24 protein-coding genes and 4 pseudogenes are annotated in these 20,154 nt (G+C 34.7%); 5 read left to right on the forward strand and 23 right to left on the reverse strand.

Features of this window, described 5'->3' with window-relative positions:
- Positions 1-284: 284 nt before the first annotated feature.
- From CBF36_RS11120 to CBF36_RS12325, 18 genes and pseudogenes are all read right to left on the reverse strand, one after another.
- The gene (locus CBF36_RS11120; RefSeq protein ID WP_125958478.1) at positions 285-1,148 is read right to left on the reverse strand and encodes a zeta toxin family protein; all 864 of its coding nucleotides are present in this window, start codon (positions 1,146-1,148) and stop codon (positions 285-287) included.
- Between the two features lies 1 nt (position 1,149).
- Positions 1,150-1,422, reverse strand: coding sequence for an antitoxin (locus tag CBF36_RS11125; RefSeq protein ID WP_125958479.1), 273 nt, complete (start codon positions 1,420-1,422; stop codon positions 1,150-1,152).
- 16 nt (positions 1,423-1,438) lie between these two features.
- A complete protein-coding gene (locus CBF36_RS11130) occupies positions 1,439-1,648 on the reverse strand; it encodes a peptide-binding protein (RefSeq protein WP_000527318.1) in 210 nt (69 codons plus the stop codon).
- Positions 1,649-1,760: 112 nt separating this feature from the next.
- Entirely contained in the window at positions 1,761-2,657 is an 897-nt protein-coding gene (locus CBF36_RS11135) for a ParA family protein (RefSeq protein ID WP_002334978.1), read from the reverse strand.
- Positions 2,658-2,745: 88 nt separating this feature from the next.
- Positions 2,746-4,890 (reverse strand): type IA DNA topoisomerase, encoded by a 2,145-nt coding sequence (locus CBF36_RS11140; protein ID WP_125958480.1) that lies wholly within the window; start codon positions 4,888-4,890, stop codon positions 2,746-2,748.
- Positions 4,890-5,507: a recombinase family protein gene (locus CBF36_RS11145; protein ID WP_125958481.1), complete on the reverse strand. Its 618-nt coding sequence runs from the start codon at positions 5,505-5,507 to the stop codon at positions 4,890-4,892. Before CBF36_RS11145 ends, CBF36_RS11140 begins: the two co-directional genes overlap by 1 nt.
- 13 nt (positions 5,508-5,520) lie before the next feature.
- Complete coding sequence (locus CBF36_RS12320; RefSeq protein WP_000713595.1) at positions 5,521-5,691, reverse strand: hypothetical protein; 171 nt, start codon at positions 5,689-5,691, stop codon at positions 5,521-5,523.
- A 355-nt stretch (positions 5,692-6,046) separates the two neighbouring features.
- Positions 6,047-6,229: pseudogene (locus CBF36_RS11150) on the reverse strand (PadR family transcriptional regulator); the annotation flags it as partial.
- A gap of 106 nt (positions 6,230-6,335) precedes the next feature.
- Positions 6,336-6,677 (reverse strand): annotated as a pseudogene (locus CBF36_RS11155) (FAD-dependent oxidoreductase); the annotation flags it as partial.
- Complete coding sequence (locus tag CBF36_RS11160) at positions 6,677-6,982, reverse strand: rhodanese-like domain-containing protein (protein WP_078127033.1); 306 nt, start codon at positions 6,980-6,982, stop codon at positions 6,677-6,679. The gene CBF36_RS11160 and the pseudogene CBF36_RS11155, both read right to left, overlap by 1 nt.
- Positions 6,983-7,005: 23 nt before the next feature.
- Positions 7,006-7,326 carry a thioredoxin gene (trxA, locus tag CBF36_RS11165; protein ID WP_002318457.1) on the reverse strand — a complete coding sequence of 107 codons (321 nt, stop codon included), beginning with the start codon at positions 7,324-7,326 and terminating at the stop codon, positions 7,006-7,008.
- Complete coding sequence (yidD, locus tag CBF36_RS11170) at positions 7,307-7,591, reverse strand: membrane protein insertion efficiency factor YidD (protein WP_002318456.1); 285 nt, start codon at positions 7,589-7,591, stop codon at positions 7,307-7,309. The genes trxA and yidD overlap by 20 nt, the downstream gene beginning before the upstream one ends.
- A 596-nt stretch (positions 7,592-8,187) precedes the next feature.
- Complete coding sequence (locus tag CBF36_RS11185; protein WP_002311027.1) at positions 8,188-8,952, reverse strand: ABC transporter permease; 765 nt, start codon at positions 8,950-8,952, stop codon at positions 8,188-8,190.
- Positions 8,949-9,602, reverse strand: a complete 654-nt coding sequence (locus tag CBF36_RS11190; RefSeq protein ID WP_002307505.1) for an ABC transporter ATP-binding protein — start codon at positions 9,600-9,602, stop codon at positions 8,949-8,951. Before CBF36_RS11190 ends, CBF36_RS11185 begins: the two co-directional genes overlap by 4 nt.
- Before the next feature lie 83 nt (positions 9,603-9,685).
- Positions 9,686-10,108, reverse strand: a complete 423-nt coding sequence (locus tag CBF36_RS11195) for a cupin domain-containing protein (protein ID WP_002307506.1) — start codon at positions 10,106-10,108, stop codon at positions 9,686-9,688.
- A gap of 723 nt (positions 10,109-10,831) precedes the next feature.
- Positions 10,832-11,020, reverse strand: a complete 189-nt coding sequence (locus CBF36_RS11205; RefSeq protein ID WP_007209261.1) for a hypothetical protein — start codon at positions 11,018-11,020, stop codon at positions 10,832-10,834.
- A pseudogene (locus CBF36_RS11210) lies at positions 11,019-11,381 on the reverse strand (DNA topoisomerase); the annotation flags it as partial. The pseudogene CBF36_RS11210 and the gene CBF36_RS11205, both read right to left, overlap by 2 nt.
- A gap of 13 nt (positions 11,382-11,394) precedes the next feature.
- A complete protein-coding gene (locus CBF36_RS12325; protein ID WP_165865470.1) occupies positions 11,395-11,535 on the reverse strand; it encodes a hypothetical protein in 141 nt (46 codons plus the stop codon).
- Between the two features lie 457 nt (positions 11,536-11,992).
- Between CBF36_RS12325 and CBF36_RS12500 the strand changes: the two genes are divergently transcribed.
- Positions 11,993-12,448, forward strand: coding sequence for a hypothetical protein (locus CBF36_RS12500; RefSeq protein ID WP_243638027.1), 456 nt, complete (start codon positions 11,993-11,995; stop codon positions 12,446-12,448).
- A 41-nt stretch (positions 12,449-12,489) separates the two neighbouring features.
- Here CBF36_RS12500 and CBF36_RS11220 read toward each other — a convergent pair whose 3' ends face one another.
- The 4 genes from CBF36_RS11220 to CBF36_RS11235 all read right to left on the reverse strand — a co-directional run bounded on the left by CBF36_RS11220 (position 12,490) and on the right by CBF36_RS11235 (position 15,431).
- On the reverse strand, positions 12,490-12,804 hold the full coding sequence (locus tag CBF36_RS11220; RefSeq protein WP_108145070.1) for a hypothetical protein: 315 nt from the start codon (positions 12,802-12,804) through the stop codon (positions 12,490-12,492).
- Positions 12,805-12,807: 3 nt separating this feature from the next.
- Positions 12,808-13,095 carry a type III secretion system protein PrgN gene (locus tag CBF36_RS11225; RefSeq protein ID WP_125958482.1) on the reverse strand — a complete coding sequence of 96 codons (288 nt, stop codon included), beginning with the start codon at positions 13,093-13,095 and terminating at the stop codon, positions 12,808-12,810.
- Positions 13,096-13,230: 135 nt separating this feature from the next.
- Positions 13,231-14,730: a primase C-terminal domain-containing protein gene (locus tag CBF36_RS11230; protein ID WP_125958483.1), complete on the reverse strand. Its 1,500-nt coding sequence runs from the start codon at positions 14,728-14,730 to the stop codon at positions 13,231-13,233.
- Between the two features lie 374 nt (positions 14,731-15,104).
- Complete coding sequence (locus CBF36_RS11235) at positions 15,105-15,431, reverse strand: hypothetical protein (protein ID WP_002300090.1); 327 nt, start codon at positions 15,429-15,431, stop codon at positions 15,105-15,107.
- A gap of 386 nt (positions 15,432-15,817) precedes the next feature.
- Here CBF36_RS11235 and CBF36_RS11240 point away from each other — a divergent pair, with 386 nt between their 5' ends.
- From CBF36_RS11240 to CBF36_RS12505, 3 genes and pseudogenes are all read left to right on the forward strand, one after another.
- Positions 15,818-16,783 (forward strand): ParA family protein, encoded by a 966-nt coding sequence (locus CBF36_RS11240; protein ID WP_002300091.1) that lies wholly within the window; start codon positions 15,818-15,820, stop codon positions 16,781-16,783.
- Positions 16,783-17,247, forward strand: coding sequence for a hypothetical protein (locus CBF36_RS11245; RefSeq protein WP_029486099.1), 465 nt, complete (start codon positions 16,783-16,785; stop codon positions 17,245-17,247). The genes CBF36_RS11240 and CBF36_RS11245 overlap by 1 nt, the downstream gene beginning before the upstream one ends.
- Positions 17,248-17,619: 372 nt before the next feature.
- A pseudogene (locus CBF36_RS12505) lies at positions 17,620-17,760 on the forward strand (excinuclease ABC subunit A); the annotation flags it as partial.
- Here CBF36_RS12505 and CBF36_RS12600 read toward each other — a convergent pair.
- Positions 17,738-17,899 (reverse strand): hypothetical protein, encoded by a 162-nt coding sequence (locus tag CBF36_RS12600; protein WP_165865469.1) that lies wholly within the window; start codon positions 17,897-17,899, stop codon positions 17,738-17,740. The pseudogene CBF36_RS12505 and the gene CBF36_RS12600 overlap by 23 nt on opposite strands.
- Positions 17,900-18,321: 422 nt before the next feature.
- Here CBF36_RS12600 and CBF36_RS11255 point away from each other — a divergent pair, with 422 nt between their 5' ends.
- Entirely contained in the window at positions 18,322-18,531 is a 210-nt protein-coding gene (locus CBF36_RS11255; RefSeq protein ID WP_031644640.1) for a hypothetical protein, read from the forward strand.
- Positions 18,532-20,154 lie beyond the last annotated feature (1,623 nt).

Consider the following 20,154-nt stretch of genomic DNA (forward strand, 5'->3'; position numbering starts at 1 on the left):
GCCAGTGTGTTCGTGTCGTTTGCTGTGACGAGAACGCAACATAGACACAAAGAAAACACAAGGGCGAGCTTGCTCGTTTATATACCCTTGTGTTTTCGACTGGATATGTTAAGGTAACAAACAGTAAATGACACGTTACAGACTGCAAAATGTACCAACTGAAAAAAGAAAGAACACCGTTGTGTGCTTTATTTCTCGATCAGCTTTTAAAACATGAGGAAATGTTTTTATAAAAAAAGAGTAGTTACCGTTTTTTGGTAACTACTCTTTTCCTTTTTTAAGGTTTAAAGTCCTGGAAGTTTAGGTGTTTTGGGTATTGGTGGTGTAGGTGGCTGCAAGCTTTCCATTTTTTGTTGAATTGCTTTAAATTCAGGGGTTTCTTGGTGTTGATTTTGAACCATTTTTTGCTCTATTCTCTCCAAAGTCGGTTGAATTTCTTTCCCTGATACTTTACGATTTAATTCTCTTTCTAAGGTCTCTTTCGGACTAATGGAAGGCGTTTCTAAGCTTGAATAGAGTTTCACTCCTTCTCTATTGTAAAGCCTTATATCGCTAAATAAGCCCGTTTTATGAAGGGTTTCTAAATTGGTCGGTAAGTTTTTGACAACAATATCATGCGCTTGTTTTGGTGTTGCCCTAGCTGTCATTGGATCATCTGCATACATAGTTTCATACCGTTCAATTGTTCCTAAATATGAGTTGATTTTAGGTACTGCCATGACATACATTTTTGTTTCATAACCTTTGGCTTGAAGCATTGTTGCGGTTTGAATAGGAACGTCTGTTGTTCGTCCTGTACCTTCGATCACCAAATTATACCCTTTATCGCTCAAACGGCTTATGATCGCTTCTGTCATGCGATTAGAATAAGGGGTAACGTGTTTTACTACGTCTTTTTCATAAAGTTTCACTAGTTCATCAAAATTAGGGTGCTGTTGTTTAAAGGTATCATTATCAATAACAATAACATTCCCTTGTGTTTCTTCAAAAATTGCTGATCGCAAACTGGTTTTCCCTGACCCTGGTTGCCCACCAAGTAAAAAAGCGGTTGGCGATTCAACCGCTTTTTTTCCTTGAATCAATTCTTCTAAATTATCATTTAAGCGATTCTCAAATTGTTTGTCAGTAAAATTGACTATATTTGCCATATTAAGCCACTTTCTCTTTATTCAAAACTTGTTTTGAGTAACGATTCATTGCCCGCCAATACTCATGAACGGCTTGTAATTCTTCTAAAGAATAATCAAAAAGATTTACACATTTTGCAAGCTTTAATTGGTTTAATAAATTGACTTCCAATAATTGAGAGTCATTTTTATTTAATTCATGGTTCAAAACATAGTTTAATACTCGATTATAAACGCTTGCCGATAATTCGTTAATGATCTCTATTTCAAATGTTTTTTCATACGTAACTGCCATTTCATTTTCACTCCTTTTAAAGTTTATCAGGTAAATATTTCCGTATATATTCTTCTAAGGCTTGATCCATAACTTCTTTTACGTTTCCGCCATTCTTTGCTGTTTCGATTTTTATGATATGGTGCAAGTCAGCACGAACACGAACCGTCTTATCTCCCATTATATCTTTTTTTGCACTGATTGGTGTATCATTTCGTTTTGCTTTTTGTGCGCCTAAATTTCCCACGATCGCTCACTTCTTTCTATTTCTTCTTACTATTTATTTTATCATCACCTATCACAAATCACAAGTGATTTGTGATTAATCACTTGTGATTTGTGATTTGTGATTTGTGATTCTATTCTTTTTCATTTTCTAATTGAATGATTCGCTCAATCATTTCAAAAAATACGTTCTCATACATAGACAAAACTTTTTTGTCATAGCCTTTGTGTTCTGTAATGCCATTTTTAGACCAAGTACTTACTTTATTACTTCGCTTGATAATATTTCGGAAAACCAAATTATCCTCTTTATGTTCTTTGTACAGTTCTTCCAGGTTTGATTTTATCGTTGCGCTGTCCGTATCAACTAAATAAGGAACAAAACCAATCATATCTAGTCCAGGGTTAAACTGTTCTTGCAAATCAATCAAATAGGAAATATAGTTTTGAATGTTGTTTGTACTTTCTTCTTCTGCTTGTAAAGGGATCATAACGTAATCACTCGCCACGATTGCATTATTTGTATAAACGCTTGGCGTTGGTACAGTATCAATAATAATAAGATCATAGTCACTTTTTAAAGGTGCTAAAAGAGTAGCAAGCAATCTACTTTCATTTTCAAACGTCCATGAGCGAGTTAATTTTGGCAGTAACATCAAATCAAACGTGCCAGGGATCAAGTCTAAATTATCAGTCAAATGAATAATAGAAGAAGCCAAGTTTCCATTTTTCAAGCCTTCATAAAAATTGACACGTGGCAATTCTACCTCAAAAGTTTTTGCTAAGTCTTTTGTCAATGTTGCCTGTAAGTCCTTATCGATCATTAAAACTTTTAAATTCAATTTGTCTGTCAAGTAAGCAAACATAGTCGATAATTTGGACTTTCCAACACCACCTTTAAAGTAATTATTCAAGATAATAATTGCTTCATTTTTATTGTTTAAAATACGTCTTAATTCTTCAAGTATTTTTAGTTTTTCCTTCTCCATAACTACGCCCCATTCTTTTTTTGTATAGTAATATTGTATCATTAAGAATCACAAATCACTTGTGATTTGTGATTAATCACTTGTGATTTGTGATTAATATATAAAAGCCCTCTTTAAAGGGCTTTTATGTTTATTTTGAGAAAGATATAAAATCAATATATCCCTTTTCCCCAATTTTTACAACGGCATTGTAGGGCTTTTTCTCTTTGTTTTTGATTCCTTTTACCAGGGTTTCTTTTCCCTCCAGTAATTCTTTTACATTCGTTTTGGTTAGTTTTTTCTTTCTAAAATGTTCAGCTAAAGTAAACTTACATTCAGGATAATTTGAACAACCATAAAACGATTTTTTTAATACAATATTGTTGCCACACTTAGGACATTTTCCTACAATACTTTTTTCTGCTTCTTTTTCTTTCTGTTCCTGGTAATCAGAAAAATTTAGTTTTTCTATATCGTTAGGTACAGCTTCCAGTAAATGAACAATGAATTTTTTGATATTCGTAATAAAGTTCTCTTGATTGCCTTCTCTTTTACCGATTTTTTTTAAATACGTTTCCCATTTAGCCGTCATTTCAGCACTCGTTAAAAGGTGCTGACTTTCAACTGCCTGGCACAATAATTTTCCTTTTTCAGTTACAACAAGCTTATTCTTAATCACTTGGATATATTCTTTTTGTTTTAACGCTTCAATAATACTTGCTCTTGTCGCTTCTGTTCCAATCCCCTCAACTTCTTGTAAAATCTTGATTGCTTCTTCATCATCAACCGTTTTATTCGCCGTTTTCATAGCAGTTAATAATGTACCCTCTGTAAAAGCTTTTGGCGGTTGCGTTTCTTTTTCAACACTCTTAACACCAACTTCGGCACGTTCGCCAATGATAACGAGTGGTAACGTTTGAACGTCCTCTTTTTCTTCTTTGGTTTGTTGTTTGAAAAGAATTTTCCACCCTTCTTGCTTTGGTGTCTTTCCGATCGATTGAAACAGCAAATCAGCTACTTTCGTTTGTATCTTGGTTTCTTCATACAAGTAATCAGGTAAAAACATGGCAACGGTCGTTTTAACGACTAAAGCATAAATTTTTCGTTGTAAATCGTCCATTTTCGCTAATGCAGATTCGGTAGGTACTTGTTTTGTTGGGATAATGGCGTGGTGTTCCTGTACCTTACTACCGTCCACATAACGCTTTCTAGGCTCTGTTTGAACCATTTCAAGATCAAGTCCTAAAAAACCGCTATATTTGCCAAAATTCGCTTTTAAATAAGCAAATTCGTTCTCTGTAATAAATGGTGTATCTGTTCTTGGATAACTCAATAATTTTGCTTCATACAGTCCTTGCATAGCTTTTAAAGTTTGGCTCGCTGTCGCTTTATAAAGCTGATTGACTTTTGATTGCAAACTACTTAAAGAAAACAAACTCGGACTATTCGTTTTCTTCTCTTTGGTTTGAACATCAGCAATTATCCCCTCTTGATTGCCTATTTTAGCTTGTTTAGAAGAAACAAAAGCTAAAAGCTCCTCTTGGGTTTTAAAACGCTGTGTGGGGCTTAGAACGCCCTTAAACGACCCTTGGTTTACTTTTATACTAGCTTCCACCTCGAAAAAAGGTTCTTTTTTAAAATTCTCTATGGCTTCCTGGCGCTGAAAAATAAGGTATAAGGTGGGCGTTTGAACACGTCCTAGTGAAAATGTACCTTGTACGCCCTTCTGTTGTAAATTTAACGTATACAAAGGGCTTGCGTTCATGCCGATCAACCAATCGGCAATTTGGCGTGTTTGCGCTTCTTGATAAAAGGGATAGTAATTCATTCCAGGTTGCAAATTTTGAAAACCGCTTCGGATTACATCTTTTTCTAAGCTATTGATCCATAGTCTTTTAAATGTTTTATCTTTTGAAAAGGCATTTGCTTTATGGATAATCGACCAGGCGATATTTTCACCTTCTCTGTCGCTATCTGTTGCAACAATAATTGTATTTGCCTTTTTGAGAAGTTCTGCAACAATTTTAAACTGCTTTCCCTTATCTTTTGCAACTTCAAAATCGTATCGATCAGGAAAAATCGGCAACGATTCAAGTTTCCAATTTTGCCACTTTTCGTCATAATGACCTGGTTCTGCTAATTCCACTAAATGCCCAAAACCAAAGGTGATAAACGTTTCATCTGTAAATAGTGGGTCTTTGATCTCAAAATATCCGTCTTTCTTATCACTCTGATTAAATGCCTGGGCATAGGCTAACGCCTGGCTTGGTTTTTCAGCTAAAATAACTGTACTCATTAACTATCCCTCTTTCCCTTGTTTTTTCTTTGATCGACTGTCACGTTATATCTTGTACGATACCTTCTAAACGTTCTGCGATTGATTCCAGTTTGTTCTTCAACTTCTTTATCGGAACAACCATTCAAAAATAAATCAAAAGCATGTTTTAAACGTGGATCATTTTTTTTAAATTTATGCTGACGACCTTTGAATTTTCCTTTTGACTTAGCTATTTCAATCCCTTGGGCTTGTCGTTCTTTAATACGTTTGCGTTCTGATTCCGCTTGATACTTATATAATTCAATCACTAAATTATTAATCAAACGCCTTAAATTTTCATCTTCAATACCATTCATTGAGGGTAAATTTAAGACTTCCAGGGTTGCCCCCTTAATTTGAATTTGATTCATCAATTCTGTTAATTCTTTATTATTTCGTCCTAATCGATCTAATTCAGTAACAATAACAATATCCCCTTCACGAATATAGTTAAGCATAGCTTGTAATTGTGGGCGTTCGACCGATTGACCGCTTAATTTGTCTGAAAAGACCTTAGAAACGCCCTGTAACGCTTGTAATTGCCGATCTAAGTTCTGTTCTTTGCTACTGACACGTGCATAACCAATTTTAGCCATTTTCAACCAACCTCTAAAATTCTCTCGGTTGCAATAACCAATCAGCAATATCTACTTTTTCAATTTCAAATTGCTTATCAGAAATTGTCTTTTCGTAAGCGATAAAATCTTGCGCATATTGTTGCTCATTAAAAATAGCCACCACTTCGTCATTTTCTAAAACTCGATAAATAAATTTTTTCATTTTACTCCTCCTATTATGCCCAACTTAAATGACCTATTCACCAAGTCAATTATACTGCTAAAATCATATTAGGACAAATAGGTATACTCTATTGACCTAACAAAGATAGAAATTCAAAAAAACAAGTGTTCGCTACGCTCTCACTGCCCCTCGACGTTTTAGTAGCCTTTCCCTCACTTCGTTCAGTCCAAGCCAACTAAAAATTTTCGGGCTACTCTCTCCTTTACCCTAAAAAAATAAATCAAAATGCAGTCTTTTAATCCCTTCTAGTTAATCAAACAAAAAACGAGAACGAAAAACAAAGGCCTCAACGTCGCAAAGAGGGTAAAAATCTCTTAAAGGGATTTTTGCCCTCTTTGCGACGATGAGGTCTACTTGGAATTTCTTCTATCAAATTAAGCTTAAGTAAATTTTCAATCGCTCCATACATAGTTCCTGCTGCTACCTTAACTGATCCATCACTTAACTTATCAATTTCTTGAATAATAGCATATCCATGAACGGGTGTAGTTAAAACTAAAATAATCTTAATTGTCAAATTAAGATATAAAAAAAGAAATACAACTAGTTTCTAAAAAACAACTAAAGATAGTTGCTTATTAATATAAATGTAAATACGTATCAGAGATATAAATGTAATGGCATGGCTTTGCTCCTGGAGACAAGATTAATTTGTCATACCCCAACGTGTATGTTTCTTGATCGGTTTGCACAACCACTTCTTTGTTGTTGGAGTCGATGGAAATAGCTTCACTATTTGGTCGTACGTCTAAATTGAACCTTGCTTGCAAAGATTCTGGAGTTTGAACTAACAAATCCGTCCGTTCATCAATTTCTCCAGCGACATAATAAGGCAAACCACAATTAGCAAATGACACATATGGCCCTTTTTCTAACACGATAACTTCTGCTCTTTCATCCAAACGTCTTAACCGTGTAGCAGCAGACATACCACCTGCTACACCACCAATAATGACAATTCTCATTAATTCTTGCCTCCTTTTTTTGCTCCTGCCCATGCCATCATGCCGCCACGGACGTTGATAACATCATGTCCTTGTTTCAGCAATATTTTCGTCGCTCGTTTATTGCGCATCCCAGATTGGCACACTACGTAGACTTGACCCTTCGGGGTATAGGTAGAAACTTTAGCCAATGGAATATTTTTTGCACCTGGAATATGACCAATTTTGAATTCATGCGGTTCTCTCACATCAATAATTTGCGGCTTTTCGGATAATTTATTCTCCAGTTCAGTAGTCGAAATCGTAGGTGTTTTTTTGAAAAACATATTTTTACTCTTCATAATAGTAATTATTCTGCTGTTACTTTTTCCATTAAATACTCTTTTAGTACTTCTTTTGGTTGGTAGCCAACTATTTTTTCAATAGGCTGACCATCTTTATATAAAACCATGGTAGGAATGCTCATAATGCCCAGTTGACTAGCTATTACATTGTTTTCGTCAATGTTCAACTTTGCAATTTTAATTTCAGGTGCAAATTCTGCTTCTAATTCTTCTAATACTGGTCCTAACATCTTACATGGCCCGCACCAAGGAGCCCAAAAATCGACTAATGTAATACCCTCTTTTACTTCTGATGCTAATGTTATATCAGTTACTTTTACTGTCATTTGATTGTTCCTCTCCTTTTATCTTATGTCTGTTATTTCTTTTCAATGAAAATGTACTTGGCACTGGATCATATCCGCCTTTAACAAATGGATGACACCGCATAATACGTGCGGCTCCCATTAGAGACCCTTTTGCTGCTCCGTGTTTTTCAATCGCATCAACAGCATAGTGCGAGCAGGTGGGATAATAACGGCAACTCGGTGGAAACAACGGCGAAATTCCTTTTTGATAACCTTTTATACTTAATAAAATGATATTTTTCATTTATATACCCCCATGCATATTTTTTGTAAAGCATTTTTCAAAAAGAATAAAAACGACCATAATATGTCGGTATTTCCGAATCTTGTATTAAGAGCTAGTGGATAAAGTTACATGACCTTCCTCCCTATGGGCAAAAAAAACTATAGAGGACACTTTTTTTAGTGTCCTCTATAGGGGTCCATTTTAGTTCACGAGAAAGACTTTTTTATATTTATTTAGCAGCGTCCACTACTTCTTTTAATGTTGATTCAACTTCTCTAGCAATCATTGTCAAATTATCATCTTTGATAATAGTGTCCATGATTTGGAATTCTTATTGGATAGAAATTTCTTTCTAGAACATGATTTCGTCGAAAGTTCTCATTGGTTGAGGATAGGCATGTTCAAAACAATCAGTCCGATATCCTTTTAATCCAGTTGCTGCACTATATAAAAAATTTCATCATAGTTTCGCCCTAGTCGTTCCAAAGATTCGATGACAAAAATATCCTTCTTCCTTAAAAAATGAAGTTCTTTTTGCAATTATTCTCGTGAGGTCTTCTTTTAACTACATAAAATTGTAACCACTGGTTTTAAGAATAGTGTATCATCCCAAATCATATAATTAATTGACTGCGATTGTTATAAAACTCACGGTAAGCCATATAACTAGCAATAAATGAAGAAATCGCAGTAACTGAAATCAACATAAACATCACAACAATTTGGTAACGAATCGCTTGAACAGGATCAATTCCCGCAAAAATCAACCCTGACATCATACCTGGTAGGCTGACAAGTCCAACCGTTTTTGTTCGGTCAATAGAAGGAGCCATGCCCGTTTTGACGCTTTCTCTTACAATACTCATGGACGCTTGTTTTTTATTGGCTCCCAATGCCAATTTTTCCAATACCTGTTGGCGTTGGTCCGTAAATTTTGAATTCAAAGACCGATAGGTCACTCCAATCGCAGTCATGGCGTTGCTGGCAATCATGCCTGTAATTGGAACGATTTGGGAAGGGGTCCAGTCAATGACTCCTGAAAAAACAAGAATGAGTAAGGACAAGGCTGTTCCTACTCCAATAGCCGTCGTTGAAATTTTAAAAGAGCGGTTGATCCCCTCACTGCGTGTATGGGCGTTATAAGAAGCGTTGAACACAATGAACAAAACCATCGCTAAAGTGAGAAAGTTGTTATCCACTCGTAATACGTAGCTCAATACATATCCAATAAGGAATAATTGAACGACAGCGCGAATTCCCGCAATAAAAATGTCGTTTCCTAATCCCAATTTCTCTTTGTAATCAATCAACAAGGCAACTATCAAGAGGACAGAGGATAAAAGCAAAGAAAGATTACTGATTTCCAAATTGTTTGTCATTTCGATTCCTCCATTTTTCCACCTTTGATAGTAATCAGACGAGAAGCTTGGTCGATTTCTTCCTGGTTGTGAGTGACGGCCAACACCGTAGTTTGTTGGTCTTTCATCATGTCTCGGACTAAATCAAGGACAATCGCTCTGTTTTCTTGGTCCAATGAACTGGTAACTTCATCCAGGAGCAACACTTTCGGTTGATACATCAAATTTCGGACCAATGCAACCCGTTGTTTTTCCCCTCCTGATAGTTCCTTGACCTCTTTCGATAAGTAAGTTTCAGGTATTTGAACTCGTTCTAACAATTTTTTTGCACGTTCCCGATCAAATCCTTCTTCTCTTATGCGGGCAGGAAAAGACAAGTTCTCTTGAACTGTCTCATCGAATAGAGAAGCGTTTTGAAAGAAATAAGAGACTTCTTTTCTATACTCCACAGGATCGATTTTTTGCAGATCCGTACCTCGATAATAAATTTTTCCGGAAGTTGGGGAAAGCAGCGTACCAATTAATTTCAAAAGGGTACTTTTTCCACTTCCAGAAGGACCAGAAAAAACAATCACTTCCCCTTTGTTTACTGTAAAAGAGATATCTTGAAGGATTTGGTTTCCGTTTGCCTGAAAACCAACCTTCTCTAATTGAAACAATGAATCACTCATACCACTTCTCTCCTTTATAAAAAAGCCCTGCACCAGTGGACCATCCATACGGGTGCAGGGCTTTTGTTTCATCCTAGTGTACCTCAGTGTTCGTTTGGATCGTTTTTGGCGTCTTCATGAGTAGGGTGAACCGTTCCTTCAAGGTGATCTGGACCAGCATAAATGGTATACAGTCTGAGCGGCTTATCACCGGTGTTTTCGATGTTGTGCCACATGTCCGCCGGAACAAATACGGCGTCATCATCCATCACTTTTTGTTGAACATGTAAGTTATCTTTAGAAGGCCCCATTTTACACACGCCTTCTCCTTCTTCAATACGGATAAATTGGTCAATGCCTTCGTGCACTTCCAAACCGATGTCATCGCCCGGTTGAATGGACATTACGGTGACTTGCAGTTTACTGCCTGTCCAAATGGTCGTCCGGTAATTATCATTTCCTGTGGTGGCGTCTTCAATATTAATGATATACGGCTTCTTCCCATGATCCTTGTAGTCTATTTCCATCTTCCATTCCTCCTAGTCTTTGTACTGAAACAATGATACCTACTTCTTATTTATAATAATTCTAATTAATGATACCACATCTAAAATTCTATGCAAAAAAATTAGCTTTTTGGAGAGCGATTCTAAACAAAGACCATATAACGCGCAATTACAATTGGTACCCCTTAATCCTCAGCACATAAAGGAAAAAATATGGAATCAAAAAATAACCGATATGTACTCTGGTTATGACTTGAATCAGGGAGAATTTCAGAGACGACACATCATACTTTTTTAGTTTGCACTTGTAAAATAACTAGCGTACATTAAGTTTACGCTCACTATCAAGCGTTGTCAATCCTTTAGACTCTTATCAATTTCGAAAGAAAGTAGCAAGGTTATTGATTGTGACTGTAAAAGTGGGGTGTTCCTATAAGCACATTAAACTATCTTCTCTAATTTATCATGCTATTTAAATTCTGTTTTTTCATGAGAATTTTTGTCCAAAACTTGTTAAAATGATTTTAAAAAATACTTACATACACAATCCCCAAAAGACACTAATGTCATTTCAGTCAAAAAAGATACCGCAGAAAATTTCCACCTGAGATTCAATACGATATTACTCTCTTGACAGCCAGCTTAATTCCTTAGTTGAATAGATTATTAAAGTGCACAAAAAAACAATGCGGCGTTTGTTATATTTTCTGGTATAAGCGACGGTGCTATAAACTTTTTTGCAGATTAAAAATCATATGAATTTAACTCCAGTAATAAGAGTTTAAGTGCCAATGCATGCATGATTCTTTCAATTTCCGTTTTATGAGTAGACAGAGCGATTCCTTCATTGCATTGGAAAACGAGTTTGTTTCTCGTAATATGTATGCTCTCATTTTTGGTTGCATAGTATTCTCTCCATTCGTCTTCATACATAAAATGGCTTGCTGACGAAATGTTTGATTTCTTCGTTGCGTTGGTAAATCAAGAATAAAGTCGGGGTTTGGACGCGTCCAACGCTAAACACGCCTCTCATGCCGTTTTTCTGCATATAAAGCGTGTAAAGACGGGTGAGATTGATTCCTACCAGCCAATCAGCGATTTGTCGGGTTTCTGCTTCTTTGTAAGTGGAATAAAACGCCTGTCCGTCCTTCAGATTTTGAAATCCTTTTTTGATTTCGCTAGTTTCAAGCGAGTTGATCCATAAACGTTTAATGGTTTTCCGGCTATTTCCCGAAAGGTTGATAATCAAGCGGGCGATTGCTTCACCTTCTCGGTCGCTGTCGGTCGCAATCACGATTGTTTCCGCTTCATCTAAATGCTTTTTGACAATCTTGTATACCTGTCAATACGGATTGAACTGTTGTTAATGCTCCGGAAATTCTTCCTTGAATATCTCCTGCAGCTGCACCTAAATATAAAGTTTGGAAATTATTTTGTAGAAAATTCATAGCTCATTCTCCTTTATTTTTCTTCTTCTCTTTGTAAAGCTATTGTTTGTTCTTGCTTTTGTTCTCTAGCCTTGAAATTGTTTATTTGAGTAATCTTTGAGCTCTGCAACTGCTTCAGCTGTCAATCCACTTTTCTGTTCAATCTGATAATTGACTTGTTAGTGATAAGTAGTGATTGTTTGAATTCGATATCCGAAGACAACAACACTCAAAAAAACGTTACAACCTTGTTGAACATCATGATGTTCAACAAGCTATCTTGCTATACAAGGATGTTTTAGAAACGAAAACAATAATTTGACACTAATCCATTTAAGAATGCTGCTTGAGAAATTTTTATCAAATGACACTACTCAAATTCCTAAAATCGATATCACTAAAGCCCTGGCTCTTATAAATCAAATCATAAGAAGCCACGTACCCGACTTCTTATGATTTCCAATTTTCCGCAGACTTTATGACCCCATTATCTATTGACCAGCTGCAAATAGTTAGTCAAAAACTACTTGCTGTTGACTTCAATGTCATGGACTCATTCAACCATTTTTACAAGAAATATTACCCTATCTGCTTGGGAAACTTATCTGACTGCTTAATGGACTTAGGGTACTTTGAAGAATCAAAACTCATATTGGAAAAACTAGCTTTCGTAGCAGACCATGTGGACTCTATCGAATTAAAAATGTGGGCACAATACCTAACAAACGTACTAAATATTTACATGGATGATCAACTTAATGAAAAACAGAATCGATTAAATAAATTAAATAAAATCGTAACAAATTGGCACAATTTATTGCCATCCAGTCATTTGGTAGAAGGTCTACACGGCGCTTTCCAACCTTTATCTGACAGAAACGTTGATCGTCCAAACAACATTCATATTCCACCTGTATACATTTTAAAGCCATAGGAAAAAGCCTAGTATCTATTGCTAGGCTCTTTTGTATACCTCTACACGTTCATTTCCTTCTTCCAGCATTCATAAGACTCAACAGTTGCACTTTTTTTCATTCTCCTACAAATTCCACTAAACAACGACCACTTATAGTCATCCAAAATAGCAGTACCTACTCCCCCTAATCCTAAGAAAAACAGTAAAAGTAAAGACAAAAATAGCATCATATTCGTCCATAACGATAAAAGAACCAATAAAAGAGAAACTAATCCGGCCGTAATAAAAGAAAGAATCAGAATACCATAATAGATTTTCAAAAGAACAGCCCATTCTTTGATCCTATTAAGCTCAGCTATTTCCTCCTCAATCATTCATCAATCCACCTGCTCTTTCTTCTTCTTGGGATCAATACTCTTTAAGAACTTCTCCTCCAACACCAATAAATGACAATAAACATCATCCATCGACCAGCCTGAAGAAAGACTAAGACAATACAAAAAATCACAAGGCAACGTCTTTACGGTACGGTTTCTTGTTACCCAGCTTGCTACTGTACTCTGCTTATAGCCATGCAACTCACAAAATTGCTCTACTGTCAGACCTAACCGCGAAATAATAAACACATTGATCGGGTAGAGATATACAAAGGTATTGATACTCATAGTCAGAAAGACCTCCCACCATATTATTACGTTTGCGATAATAATACTACTCTTTCTTAAGACCAGCAACCAAGGCGGAGAAAAAGAAGAACGTATCATAGATATAATGTAATAGGCAATTTGCACCTTTTAATTTCAGCCTGTATCGATCATGAACAGATCTGTTTGCACGCCGATCTTATTGGGATCTATCAAGCGTTTCAGTGCTGTCTGGATAAACGTGTATTCTTTTCCAAAAGCTTCTGAGATCGCAGCGAAATAAGCCCCCCGGCTTTCTTTTTTTAGCCGGATAACGGAGCGCATCAATCCATGTATCGAAGCTAACATAATACCCCCATTACGACCAGCACGAACACGAAAATGAATTTTGTTCTCTTTTCTTAACTGCTTCAGTACTTTGTCCAGGGAACGTTTTGGGATCTTTAAACGTTCAGTTAACTCTTTTTTTGTAGAAATAATGTATGGTTGTTCTTCATAGGATTGCTCATTCAAATAGGACAGTAGATCTTCTGCCCATTCATGACTATGTGAATACTTGCGAACAGCTCTTTCTTTCTTGAATTTCCACCAACCCCGTTTTTTGTTGAATAGTTGCTCTTCAGAAAGATTGGCATCGACCCACTCTTGGCATAATAGGACAATTTTTTCTCTGTGCGCTGCTTGATATTTTCCGGAGTAAGCGGAACGAATGATTCTGGTTAATTCTCGATCAGATAAAGGGTTAGCCAAGCGGTCATTGAATTCTAACATCGTCAATTCACATGCTTCTACTTCGTATCCTGACGAAAAGTATGCCAAAGACAAGGTGAATATGACATTATTTCGACCGTATACGCCCTTTTCACCTTGTATTTTTTGACTTTTTAGCAACAGCTGGAACCAGGGTTCATCGACTTGACGAAATTCTTGAGTAGATGGTAATACAAAAACGTTTTTGATCTCCGCTTTTTTGTCCGCATCTTCTCTCATTGACCAGTCGATCCATTCTTCGAAACTATAACGATACTGTGGTTCAAAGAATAAAACATTCTCTTCAGAAGGCATACGTGTGATCCCAAAATGATTGGCATTTACATCAACTGGAAACCGATAATCATTTGAAAATTTGTTTCTTAGATTTTTTGAGATCATTTTGGCCACATTGATCACTTTAAAATTTGAATTCTTCGTCACGTATGCAGGCTTGTCTAGTACATAGAAAGCTTGAAATCCATGCGGTGTACGTAGAATCATTGTCGGCATAAAGCCGATCTCGTGACTGGCCAAGATAATTTCTCCATAGTCAAAGTTTGGATCCAATGTGTCAAAATCAACAAAGAAAGTATTGATTTGACGCAAATTGTCCTCAGAATGACCTTTTGTAAACATTCTGGCTTCATCAGCATACGTTCCATAGCGAAATACATTTGGTGTCCAATGGGTGAATCGATTATTGTTCTCGATCACCCCTTCTTCTGAAGTGATCACTAGCCCAATCCCCTCGATCATGTGTTCCTTTGAACGGTACGCAAAAATAGCCCCCTTTCCTGACTGATCACTAAAAGAGACCGGTTTTAGGTGGCTGTTTTTATATTTAAATTTACGGATACCATTTTGTAATACCGTCGAATATACGACATCCAAAGAAGCTGCCATGACTGTTATTCCTTCCCAAACTAAAAGAGAACACAAATAATCTTAAAGATTTGTGTTCTCCCAATAGCTTAGAAGTCTCAAAGGAACGACAAAATAAGCGTATATATATTGAGTTGCTCGTCAAAAAATGGTAAAATAAACCTATAGGTTCGGATTGGTAGTCCGAATAGATTTATTCAAATCACATAAGTGGTTTCCAGCCACTCACATAATTTCCATGAGACGAACGAGAACACATAGTTGTTGTATGTGATTCAGATGAAGAAGTGAGGCCAAATTCACTTGTTTATCCGTCTCTTTTTTATATATTTTTTTTATCTTACCGAATCTGTTGAAAGTTGTAAATATAATTTACCAAATCAAGTAGAAATTATCTAAATGTCTAATACGTTAGCTCCCTTAAGTCTGAACAACTCAAGTTCCTCTTCAGAATCAATTGATTCTATCATTTCCTGTACTTGATTTAATTCAAATGAATGATTCTCTAGCAAAGGTTTATATAAGTTAAAAATTGTTGATTCTAGTTTTTCTAATGCCTCATTTCCAAAGCTACGAGATCCATTATAAAATTCTCGCACATAACTAGGAGCTAATCCAATAGCTTTAGATAGATCAATTCGGCTTATATAATAATTATCAATCAAAAACTTAAGAACGAATCTGTCATATTCGTTTCTAAACTCTTTAGAGTTTTTTTTCATGAAATCTTACCTCTTCGTTGTTAATTATAGCAACATCCTCGTTTATAATATTACCATCAAAAAAATTTATATACAATCCTTTTTTTAATATAATTCTTCAAATTCCCTATCTATCAGTGTTTAAAAGGTAACATAATAGTAATATAATATATTACCTTACTATTATGTTACTATTATCAATAGTAACATAATATAAAATCTGCTGTTTTATTTTTTGATTTATTGTTGATTTCGACAACGTATTATGCTAATATGAGAAAGTAATATAGTATATTACTTTCTCGTATTGTTACGATTAACAAAATATTACTTTATATATTATTATCTATATTACTTATCTATTACCAAAAATATTACTATTATATTATTTAGGGAGGAATTGAAAAATGGCAGTAGTTTTGACTGTTGCAGCAAACAAGGGTGGTGTTGGTAAAACTCTTATTACAATCAATCTCGCAGGAGCTATCCGTAGGAGTTTTCCTGAAGCAAAAATTCTTGTCGTTGATACTGACGCTCAAGGAAATAGTACAAAGTCTTTTCGTGTGAAAGTAGCTAAGGATCAAAATACGATTTATGATGTCTTCATGGATAATGCAACAGTTGAAGAAACTATTGTTCAAACATATGACGATCATATAGACGTTCTTCCTGCGAATTCTGATAACAACTATTTAGAGTTTGATAAAATGGAACAATTTCGTGATACCATATTAGAATGGTTTGTATCTTTACTTAAAAAATTTAAGGATAACTTAACTGAAATCATGACTGTTTCAGGATTAAAGAAAAAAATGAATAATATTATTGATCCCAGCGCGAACTATTTTAATGCTCTTGATGGTAAATTTGATAATGTGAGTGATAAATACGATTACATCATTTTCGATACACCACCAGAGTTAAAACAAGTTACCTCATCTGTTCTTTCAATTGCAGACGTAGTTATCGTCCCTTATGAACCTGATTTAAATGGGGTTGATGGAGTTACACACTTAATATCTCGTGTGAACACATTGAAAGAAAAATACAATCCAAATTTACGCATTGGAGGCGTACTTGCCAACAAAGTCTATAATACAAATCTACATGCAAAAATGATTAACGCAATGATGAAATATACTAATAGAAACAATTATCATTATTTTGATTCTGAACTCCCAAGATCAATTACCTTTGCTGATAAATTAGTTCGAAACGGAATGCCGATAACAATGAGTTCACCTGAAAACAAATTTGCTCAGCATTTTTATAAGCTGATTATCGAAATGAACAAGTTAGGTTTACTTTCTAAAAATGGTAAAGAACTAGAAATTCCTCATAAGTTATATGTTGAAAGTGACGGTGAAGAATAATGCCAAGAATAAACAGAAAAAAACCAACAGGAGATTTTGAGTCTGTATTCGATGAGGAGCTGGAAGAACTAGAAACACCTAATGACACTATCGATAGCATACCTGAGACTGAGGTAACTGTTAGCAATAGTTTTCCCTCAGATAAAGAAACAATTACCGAAAACTTTAATGAAGCAAACAGATTTGGCTTAAGCAAAACTTCGAAATCTACAAGTTCTGAACTAGTTGCACGTACATTTAAATATAAAAAAGAAACTATACAGCGAGTTGAAAGTTTAGTGTACAAAGACCAAAGACATTCTAAAAAAATTCCTGGGACTAAGGGATTTATTTCAGATTTTATGGACAATGCAATTTGGCAACATTTATTACAGCTGGGACTTGCCACTGAAGAAGAAGTTCAAAAACATCTAAACAGCTATAGTAAGTATCCACTTAACTTCGATAATTATGAAAAGAAGTAGCTTATCGCTATTTCTTTTTTTATAGGGCGAAATTTTTATATCACTATTTGTATTACCACAATATTACGATATATATTACTATGTGTATTACCATAATATTACTATTTATATTACTTTAAATATTACTATCTATATTACAAATAATATTCATACTATAAGCGCTTATACAATCACCTTTCATAAAGTAATATATTATATTACTTTATATATTACTATCTACGTGCTGTGCTTTATAACTACATTTTTACTGAAAACCCTATAATTTAATAATACTATAAATAAAAAGACCGAGTAGTTCTCTTGACACCAAAAGCGAACACGTGTTCTAATATGTATATAAAACGTATCGTTATTTTGAAAAGGGGATTTATTATGGTCATGCAGTTTGGTGTGAATCCTACCTTCGACTATTCGAAGGAACCCTCACGCGATATTCTTTGTATCGACTGCAAAAGTTTTTATGGCTCGGTTGAATGTGTTGAGCGTGGACTCAATCCATTACAAGCAAAGCTTGCGTTTCATTTCCAATCTCATCCATTAGCCATTGGGCAATGCCAAAGCTGGACGTAATTTTTTGTATTTCTAAGGTGGAATCACAGACAACTTGTTTGAGACGGACAATTTCTACTACTTTTTCATAACTAACTGACATTGTTTTCTCCTTCTTTCTTTTAGGCTTTTTTTCCCAACACATTTTTTTAGAGGTTGAGAGAAGTGAAGCTGGATTCTTTTATTATTTGTTTTGTTGTCAAGGATCGAGTGGCAGTGTTTTTCTCCTTTCTTTTTATTTGCCATTTTTTCAGTGCGTTTCGGTCGTTTGCTGTGGTTATCCCTTAGCTTAGACACAAAGAAAAAACAAGGACGAACGTAGAGAGTTCATATATCCTTGTTTTTTCGACTGGCTATGCTATAACCACTTTCAGCAAGCGGTAGATACGTACAAAATGGACGGTTAAATGAAAAGAACACACAACAATGACAATCGGACATGGTTTTGACAACGAAATGCTTTCCCTTGTCTTCTTTTGACCAATTTTTTCGTATTTACTCTTAAAAGGGAAGGAGGGGAAGGTTATGTATTTTAAAAATAACTGTGGACATGTCTTTGTTGACGGATCAAAAGTAATTGTTGAAACGGATACATTTAAACGAACAACAGAATTTTATTCGATTTTCAATTCATCTATTCAAATGGAATTTAACGACAGTATTGTAGAGTTAGAAATCTATTCAAACGTAAACAAACTAGCAGATGCCCTATTAAAAGAGTATGGTGTAGACTAACCGACATGCAACGAGAAAACAATAGCAACAGGTATGCTTTCAGGTGCAGATTAAATTAAAAAAGCTTGAATTGTTGGTAAATCAACAATTCAAGCTTTTAACAGGTATTTTTGTATACAGGTTTCATTTTTTGACTTCTAGCGTTAGCATACTCCAGTTCATGCAAAGTGACTCACCCATTTAGATGATTCATTGATTCACTTTGAGCTAATCATTTTTTATGCTTCTCCTTAAAATATAAAGCAACTCTAGCTGATACTCACGTTTTGGGTTTTCAGCAAGTTAATGAGATACAGGTTTTATCGGTATCATCACTTCAAAAATTTGTAACTCCTTTTCCGTTGTAAATACTTCATCTTGCCACAGTGGTGTTAGTATCAAATCTTAGACAGCTTTTCGTAGAGACAAGAATAAATTAAACTTATCTACGAGAGGATGAATTTTTATGACCCGATATAAAGAAAATTTTAAACAGATGATTGTTGAAAATCCGCTAAAGAACTATCTCAAAGTTTTATAGAAATAAGTAAGTTCAATATTTCTGTATAGATTAATAATGCCATTGAAAAATAATAATCCATAAAAACCATAAAACAATTGAGGTTATATGACTTATAATCTTTATAGATTTACTATAGTAAGTGAATGCGATTTGTAAACAACCTACAATGTAACCACTGTATAATACATATTGATTATTCGATAAATTAGATAAGAAGATTGTTAATAATCCTAAGCTTAAATCAGCTAAATGTAATCTAGAATATATTTGTACTAGTATATTATAATCTCTACTTGAATCTGTTAATTTCAATCCATTGACAGGATATACCAAGTTTTCTATCAATAATATTACTCCTATCCAACAAACAAGGCAAAATATCAAACCAATAATAATAATCGATATAGAGAAAATAGAATTTTCTATATTATATTAATTGTCTAACTTAATTTGACAAACGAAATTATAAAAAATATTTGGCGTCACTACTCAGTTTGAGTAACAACACCAAATATTATAGAACCAGAATTTTGGCTTTTTCTTTGATATTTTTTTGCTTACAGCGGATAAGTAGAAAGGTTATCCAATCAATCTTTCTTGAACTTGAAGGGAATAGTAGGCTAAAAAGAAGAGAGAAGGATAGGGAAATACTAACCATTATACTGCCATTCACAATTATTTTTATTATAATCATCTAAACACGATGAGAGTACATCACCTCAATGTTCAAAGGAATTATACACGTAGGAATATCCATAGGACGGCGCTAAAACATAAGCGTAGCAAAAGAGGATAAGAAAAAAATAGGATACGATTCCCTCCTATACGTATGGTTGATTTATAGGAAGAAAACAAATCAATACTAATAAATTCTTGTGAAAAAAATATCTAATTACCCAAAAAACTTTTTTCATAAGTAAGAAGAACACCATACGATTGAATTCTAATCAAATATCTATTGAGATAAAATTCGCAATCATTTATAATTAAATTGACCTGAATAATTCATATCTTTAATTCTTTGGCACATTTTATTGAAATATGTATCACTAATATCCCTATCAACTGATTTTGACTAAAAAGTTACTTCAAACATTCACTGTTCAAAAATATTGAGGAAT

The organism is Vagococcus bubulae (assembly GCF_003950315.1).
In the GTDB taxonomy this organism is placed as follows: domain Bacteria; phylum Bacillota; class Bacilli; order Lactobacillales; family Vagococcaceae; genus Vagococcus; species Vagococcus bubulae.